The 7472-nt window shown below is 46.4% G+C and carries 3 protein-coding genes; 2 read left to right on the top strand and 1 reads right to left on the bottom strand.

The window, feature by feature from the left end; translation table 11 throughout:
• Nucleotides 1–3: 3 nt before the first annotated feature.
• Nucleotides 4–1527 carry an EAL domain-containing protein gene (locus AC1DUO_RS10350; protein ID WP_013575232.1) on the bottom strand — a complete coding sequence of 508 codons (1524 nt, stop codon included), beginning with the start codon at nt 1525–1527 and terminating at the stop codon, nt 4–6.
• Between the two features lie 404 nt (nt 1528–1931).
• Between AC1DUO_RS10350 and AC1DUO_RS10355 the strand changes: the two genes are divergently transcribed.
• Nucleotides 1932–6206, top strand: coding sequence for a Tc toxin subunit A (locus AC1DUO_RS10355; protein ID WP_477987239.1), 4275 nt, complete (start codon nt 1932–1934; stop codon nt 6204–6206).
• A 41-nt stretch (nt 6207–6247) separates the two neighbouring features.
• Nucleotides 6248–7472 (top strand): neuraminidase-like domain-containing protein (locus AC1DUO_RS10360; protein ID WP_477987241.1); only part of this gene is annotated, 1225 nt, incomplete at its 3' end.

Genomic DNA, 7472 nt, shown 5'->3' on the forward strand with positions numbered 1-7472 from the left:
AAATCAGAGCCATTTCCGGATAAAATCGGCGGGCGGTACAGGCTTTCCGAAAAAGTAACCTTGCAGGAATTCCAGCCGGTACGGGGCAAGATAATTTACCTGTGTCTGGGTTTCAATGCCTTCGGCCACGATGATCATTTGCAGACGTTTAGCCAGGTCAATCACGTTATCAACAATGTGCCCGGCCAGCGCGTCTGTACCAATCCGGCCTATGAAACTCTGGTCAATCTTCAGAATATCAATGTGGAATTTTTGCAGGTACGCCAGGCTGGAATGCCCGGTGCCAAAGTCGTCCAGCGCGATCAGCACGCCCATCTGGCGAAGTGTGTGAAACAGGCTGGAGGTGATTTCACCCGGCTCGATTAATTCACGTTCAGTCAGCTCAAGCACCAGATTGATCGGGTTCTCCCTGAAGGCATCAATAAATGCTTTGCAGTCTTCAGCCAGTGAGAGGTCTTTGAAATGGCTGGCGCAGATATTGAAACCGAAATGGAAATTTTTAGGCAACTGTGCTGCCAGCGGACCGAACTGTTCACGTACCTGCGTCATGATGAGGCGCGTCATGGGCACAATCAGGCCGCTCTCTTCTGCCAGCGGGATAAACTGATAAGGCGGGATCAGCCCTGATTGCGGATGCTGCCAGCGCATCAGCACTTCAGCGCCGGTCACCTCATGCGTGGTGCCATCCACCACCGGCTGTAAATAAGGAATGAACTGTTTTTTCTCCAGCGCTTCTCTCAGCGCCGCCGTCGGGCTGCCGACACGACCGAGCAGACTGTAGGTCATGAAAGCGATAAATAAGCTGAGCAGCGGGAACAATATCAGGCTGACGGTGGCGTAATCAAAAACATAACCCCAGTGGTCACTGGGCCGGATCACTAAGCGAATCGCGTAGGGGTAGTTCTGAGAAGCAAGCTCCATACGTTCACCATCCGGCCAGCCTTCACCGGTGTGAATGCTGCCATTGCTGTCCATCCACTGGTCGCCTACCTGCAATACCAGATAAGCGTGAGTGCTGAGCAACGACAGGATGTTGTGCAGAAAATAGCCATCCACACCAACCAGCACGCCGCTGCCGTTAACGTCATGACGATAGGCAATAAGAGGATGATCGGGCGTGATGCTGTTGCCACGCATCAGCATTAACCGTCCGTCGATATATTTGTCGGTCGAGATATTGTCAGCACGCGGGCCGAATAAGGAGGCGCAGTAAATCGTATTCTGGCGGTAGAGGTTGACCGTGCGGACATTGGGCACTTTGGCTACCTGCCAGCGTAGCGCCTGCACGGTGTTGGCATCACAGGGGACGCCAATCAGATTCTCAACGGCACTGGTGGCAATGGCGGCATTATCCAGCGTCATATCCACCAGCCTCACTGACTGTTGCAGGTTTGCGGCGGTATCACGGCGTAATCCCTGAGAAGTTTGCCACGAGATCGCCAGTATGCCGAGAGCAGCAACAACAAGGAATGCGAGTAGTGAAAGGCATATTCGGACAGAGCGTCGGGTTAACCAGTTTAGGGCCAAGGGTATCCCCCAGTGAGAGTCAGAGATCGGCATTTTGTCCCGTTAATATACCTCATAATCCCGCTCTGCGTTGTGGAGCTTTGCGAAGAAGATTCGGTATGGCACTGATTTAAAGGTGACGTTTTGCTCAAAAATACCTATCTGGACCGATATTTCTACCCTGACAATATATAAAAATAATTTTTTAATTTAATGATGGGTTTTTTATATCATTATGTTTGTGTTTATATCCCGCCGGGGGATATGTGATATTTATTATGTTAAGAAAGATGGAATATTCCCTGTCCTTATGAATAATTATCTCAACAGGTGTCTTAAGTCAGAAATGAAAAAATATCTTTGCTTCACACTGACGAAAGACCTTTATTAACGTTAAGTGATGGGTCAATCATAAGGTGTGAAATATGTCTGAGAATAACGCCATATCACAATTATCCGGAATATTGGATATGAATAACCAACTTGAAGAAAATGGCTATCATTCCGTATTTGATATTATACGTGTGCCACGTAATGTTTTTATTACCCGTCATCAATTGGATTTTGGCCAGAATACGGAAAAAGTCTATGATCTGGCTGTTGGTTATGCGACGCAACTCAGCCGTCTGTTTAAAAAAAATAGTTTCGCAAACACCACAGAAGCCGCTGCTTCACCCGCTCTGTTAAGAGGCACGCAAAATACACAGGGTTTACAGACAACACAGCTGGGTGCCCTGGAGCAAAATATTCCTACTTATGCTGCGCTATTTAACGAGACCTGGACGCAATACTGCCTGACTAACGCCCCCGAAGCGCTGGATTCACCGGTATCCTACCTCAACTTCCTTTATCAGCAGGCGATGGACTGGGAAAGCGCTGCTGGCTCAGCCGTTAACAACATCTTTCATTTAAGCCAGAGACGTCCTGATTTACCGGATCTTTTACTGGATGAGGACGCGATTAATCAGGTCATACCGACACTGGATATTGTCAATGATGTGCTGGAAGCCGCCATCGCGCCGTCCGTTCCGCAGACGACAACGGTTGATAAAACATTATCCACCACCCGCTACCCCAATACATTGCCCTACCATTATCCGCATCAACAGGTTCTGACCGCGTTAGAAGATAAGCCGCTCTCTTTGCAGGATATCCTTCAGCAGGCAGATCAATCATGGCCGCTTTTCACCAACGACACTTTTAGCAGTGCTGCCGCCGATACCGCAAAATCACTGGGCAGTAACCTGGCACCTGAACAGCAACAAATAGTTTCTGAAGCCGTTAATGCCAGCAGTGATGCCTGGTATCAGGCGAATTACGGCATTGCCAGTGCTGCCAATGCTGTGAAGGATATGAGTGTTATAGACACCTTTTTGCACAAGACCTCGCTGGATGAGACGCATCTGGAGTCGCTGATTGCCGGGAATGCAGGGGGAACGACGGTGGTCGCTTCTGCTAATGTGCCAGGTCTTTCTGCCAGTCCGATACACTATGGCGCGAAGTTTATTAATGGCGGACAGGGTGAACCTATAGTAATTGATCTGGTGAGTAAAGGGACAATCCTTGACCCCTCGGAAGATCAATCCGGAACCGCAAATTTAGTTTTCAATGGGTCACCGGAATACACGAGTGATGCCCCTTTTGACGGTGGTGTCATTATTAATGCAGTTGCGAATGAATATTTTTATGCACCTGTTGAAATCGGCAGTCCGGGAGGAGTACCTACTGATTTCACGCTTAGTTTTTGGTGTAAAATTCATCTTGATGCGCATGATGATGCTTTGATTTTTACCAATAAAACATCGAATTATGCAGGTTCCGCAGCGGGTATTACTTTATTTTTGCGGATTACCAATGGCGCTTATGCGCTGGAGTTGGGTATATCTGATGGTTTCAATACTCCTGTGCTTTTAACGGCTCCTTTTACGGAAATGGGTAACTGGACTAATATTGTCGTCAGATATCAACCAGAAAGTAAGAAACTATTATTGCGTTTTAGCACCGGTAATGTGTGTGTATATTCAAATGAGGTGCTTTATAATAGTTTGAACGACACAATACGGGGGACGGGTTATTTAGGCTTTAATGGTAACAAAGATGAACGTTATTATAACTCTTATTCAGCCAGACGGTCGGTCATTGAATATGATGATATTGCTCTTTGGAATAAATTTATTGGATGGAGCGATCTTGATCATATGCTTGCTACGGGTTTACCCGCGGGTGGCAGAACGGATATGGCGCATTATTATCCTTTAGATCAGCTTATTTTAACTGATATTTTTAATATCAACCATGATCGTCTGGAGCGAATCAATCGCCAAATCCGTCTGCAACGCTGGCTGTCATTGCCTTACGACCGTGTGGATTTATTGGTAAGTGCCACCATGCATGCCGAAAACAACACTGCGCTTACCATGAATAACAATACGCTGCGTATGCTGGGCGTGTTCCGCCACTATCAGCAATATTATGCTGTCAATGCCTGGCAATTTTCTGCGCTGATCGACGAAATAACCCCTTATGCGATTTCCCCTGAAGTGCCATTTTTTGACCAAATATTTAATTCCCCTTCACTGTTTGAAACACCGTTCACACTGACAAATGCCAATTTTTCCTATGACTATTTTAGCGAACAAAGTGGCCGTATTATTAAGCAGCTTTGTGCCGGGTTAGGCATCAGCGAAGTACAGTTTTCGGTTCTGGCTGAGCTTGTCGCGGCGCAGCAGGGAAGCCTGGTAAATCGTACATTACCGTGTTCACTCCCGGTGGTCTCTGCATTGTACCGGCTGGTGACCCTGCCGAAGCTCTTTGGCCTGAGCCTGCCCGAAGGGCTGTCGCTGATGCAGTTAATGGGCGGTCAACGGGTGATTGAAAAACTGGCGGGTGTTCCTGCGATTAAAGCAGTCAATGCCAGCAGTGAAGATATTCTGGATGTGCTGATGGCGCTCTCTTCTGCGGTTCAGTGGCTGAAAACATCGGGTCTTTCTGCCGCTACCTCACTGGTTTTACTGGATATTGAAGGCGCTGCACAACCTCAGGAGAGTGCGACCACCGGGCAGATGAACTTAATCAGTGATACTAATCAGCATTTAAGCACCGCATTGCTGACGGATGCCGTAATACAAATGAGTGGCGTGCCAGAGTCTGAATTTTTATTGCCCGCAACTATAGGGAAAGGTTCAGTATTCACCTATATGAGCCAGGATGACAGTAAGTTCGAGCCCAGTTATTTAATAAATACCGAAGACAAAGAGTATATTTATTTTACAGATGAAGTGATGGCCGGACTTAACGGCGATAAAGATTATAGTATTGGTTTCTGGCTATATATTCCCTCAGGCGATAGTGGTGTTAATACTACTGTTGTAATGACGAATTGCTCTTCACAACTAAGTCCGGGGTTCACTATTGAGTTTATTTCAAGTGAATTGATGAACTTCAGTTTGTTCTATAGGGATGGTGCTTCAAATAGACAATCATCTGGTTTTAACGGTTATGTTGAGGATGAGTGGTTATATATAAATTATGCTTTCAATGCGAATACCAAAAAATTACAACTTTACTGTAGCTTTGCCGATGCACTAAATATGAGTCATGGTGAAACACTCAGCGGGGGGCTGTTTACGCCTGGCAATCATGTGGTAATGGGACGATATGGAAACTTAACTCCTTTTGCTGCTTCTTCCGTGAGTCATTGTGGTTACAGTGATATTGCAGTATGGGACCGTGTGCTTTCTCTTGAGGAAATCAGAACTATTGTACAGGAGAATCTACCGGCCACTGATGCAAAATATAAGATTTATCCTGAAAGTTATTCCTCATATCTCTATTTTCTGAATGATTTAATTGATGGCAACGGCATTATTTTACCTGTTATTTGCCAGCAAGATGAGACTGAGCTTGATGCCATAACCCGTATGGTGACGGTTGATATTGCGACTCTTGACATTGAGGGGACATTGACCCGTCAACAAATTATCGCACAACTCGCTAATCTTATTTACCAGACGAAACTAACCCAGGACGGTATTGCTAACAGTGCCATTGCCAAAGCGCTAAGTATCGACCAGTCTCTCTCTCCTTTCCTGCTGACATGGGCGAATTCCGGCAGTCATAACTTCCTCAGCCAGTGTTGGGGATTACGTGATGTCACGGATGCGCATGATAACGGGGTGACGTCGTGGACGGCACTGCTGTTTGATGTTGGCCGCCGGGCAGCACTGACGCGGATTTTTCATTTATCTGCTGCGGCAGTGAGCACTTATCTCAGCCATCCTGACTGGTTTGGTACACCGGATAGCAGCCTGACGTTACCGCAGCTTTATGCGTTTAGTCGCTATGACAGCCTGAGTCTGCAAACTCCCCTCAGTGAAGATGAGCTCCTTGCTTATCTCAATTGGGTGAACAGTGGTAAAGCCATACTACCGGAAGCCGCAAATCAGGCGCTGGCGGCATTACTCGGCTGGGAAACAAGTGAAACGACGGGCGCCGTCGATTATGTTTGCAGCGCGTCAACGCCAAGGCGGGCTGTCAATCTGAGTGAGATAGCAAGGGTGATGGACTTACAACGCTTAAGTYGGCAAACCGGGCTGTCAGTGACGTTTTTACTGTCTACCGCCATGCTGAACACCGGCAGCGCCTACGAACAATGGCTGCAGGCCGGGGAATCCTTAATTTCCACGATGCTGACAGAATAAGTCCGCGATAATCCCATCGGCAAAATACAGGAATCATTATTATGACAACGTCAGCCGTAGCAAAATTGAATGAAGGTTATCGTGATGCATTACTGGCCTATTATATGGGGCAGTACCTGCCAAATTATCAGGCCGGAACGCTACAGGAATATATCCGCGATACGAATGATGTTTATGAGTATTTGTTGATTGACCCGTTAGTCACCGAACAGGTGACGACATCCAAAGCCTCGGCAGCCATGACCAGTATTCAGCAATACCTGAACAGTCTGGCGCTGAATATGGAGCCGGGTTTTGACAGCGATATTATTGACCCCGATACACTTAGCGCCTGGAAGCAAGGGGCGAATCAATACAGTATCTGGGCAGGTGCAATGGAGCTGGATACCTATCCGGAAAATTATATTGACCCGTCACTACGCAATTCAAAAACGACTTTTTTCAAAAATCTCGAAACCACCCTAAACCAGAATCAAATTAACAGTGATAATGCTCAGGCAGCAGTGTTGAATTATCTTAATGAATTTGAACAGATCGCTAATCTGGATGTGGTCAGCGGTTATCTGGATGGCTTTGATGAAGAACAGGATATTTATTATTTTATTGGCCGCAGTAAAGATACTCCCGCAGTATGGTACTGGCGTTCGCTAAATATGGGTATGCGCGAAAATGGCATTCTCCCCGCCAGTGCCTGGTCAGAATGGTTAAAAGTGGATGTTAATCTTGCAGATGAAACGTTGATTAGCACCGTTCGTCCGGTAATGTTCAATAACCGTCTATATCTTAGCTGGTGGGAGCGGAGTATTACAGGCGATCAGGCAACCAGCAGTAATGAGCAAATCAAATACAGTGCCACCATCACTGCATATGTAGCCTATAGAAAATATGATAATAGCTGGAGTGCACCACAGATTGTTGGCCGCCAGTCAGGAGGGGAAAGTTCCTGGCTTTATACGTCCGATAAAGCCGATCTCTATACCGTATCGGTACAGGATGATCCTTCTGCCAGTGGAAAAAAGAAAAGCCTGAGCGTTAGCCTGGTGTCAGTAAATCTTACGGACTATCTGCAATTTCGCATTGATGAATGGTTCAATCCTATTATTAATGACAGTAGTTATGATATCTCAACTTATTTCCCTTACCTTTGCACTGATGCATACCAATACCGAATCCAACCAAAAACAGCCGGATCATTCCAGTATTACATTGCTGCCTTTACAAAAAAAACCATATCTGATGGTGTCCATATTTTGAATAGTGTTCAAC

Source organism: Rahnella sp. P4_A8 (assembly GCF_056402435.1).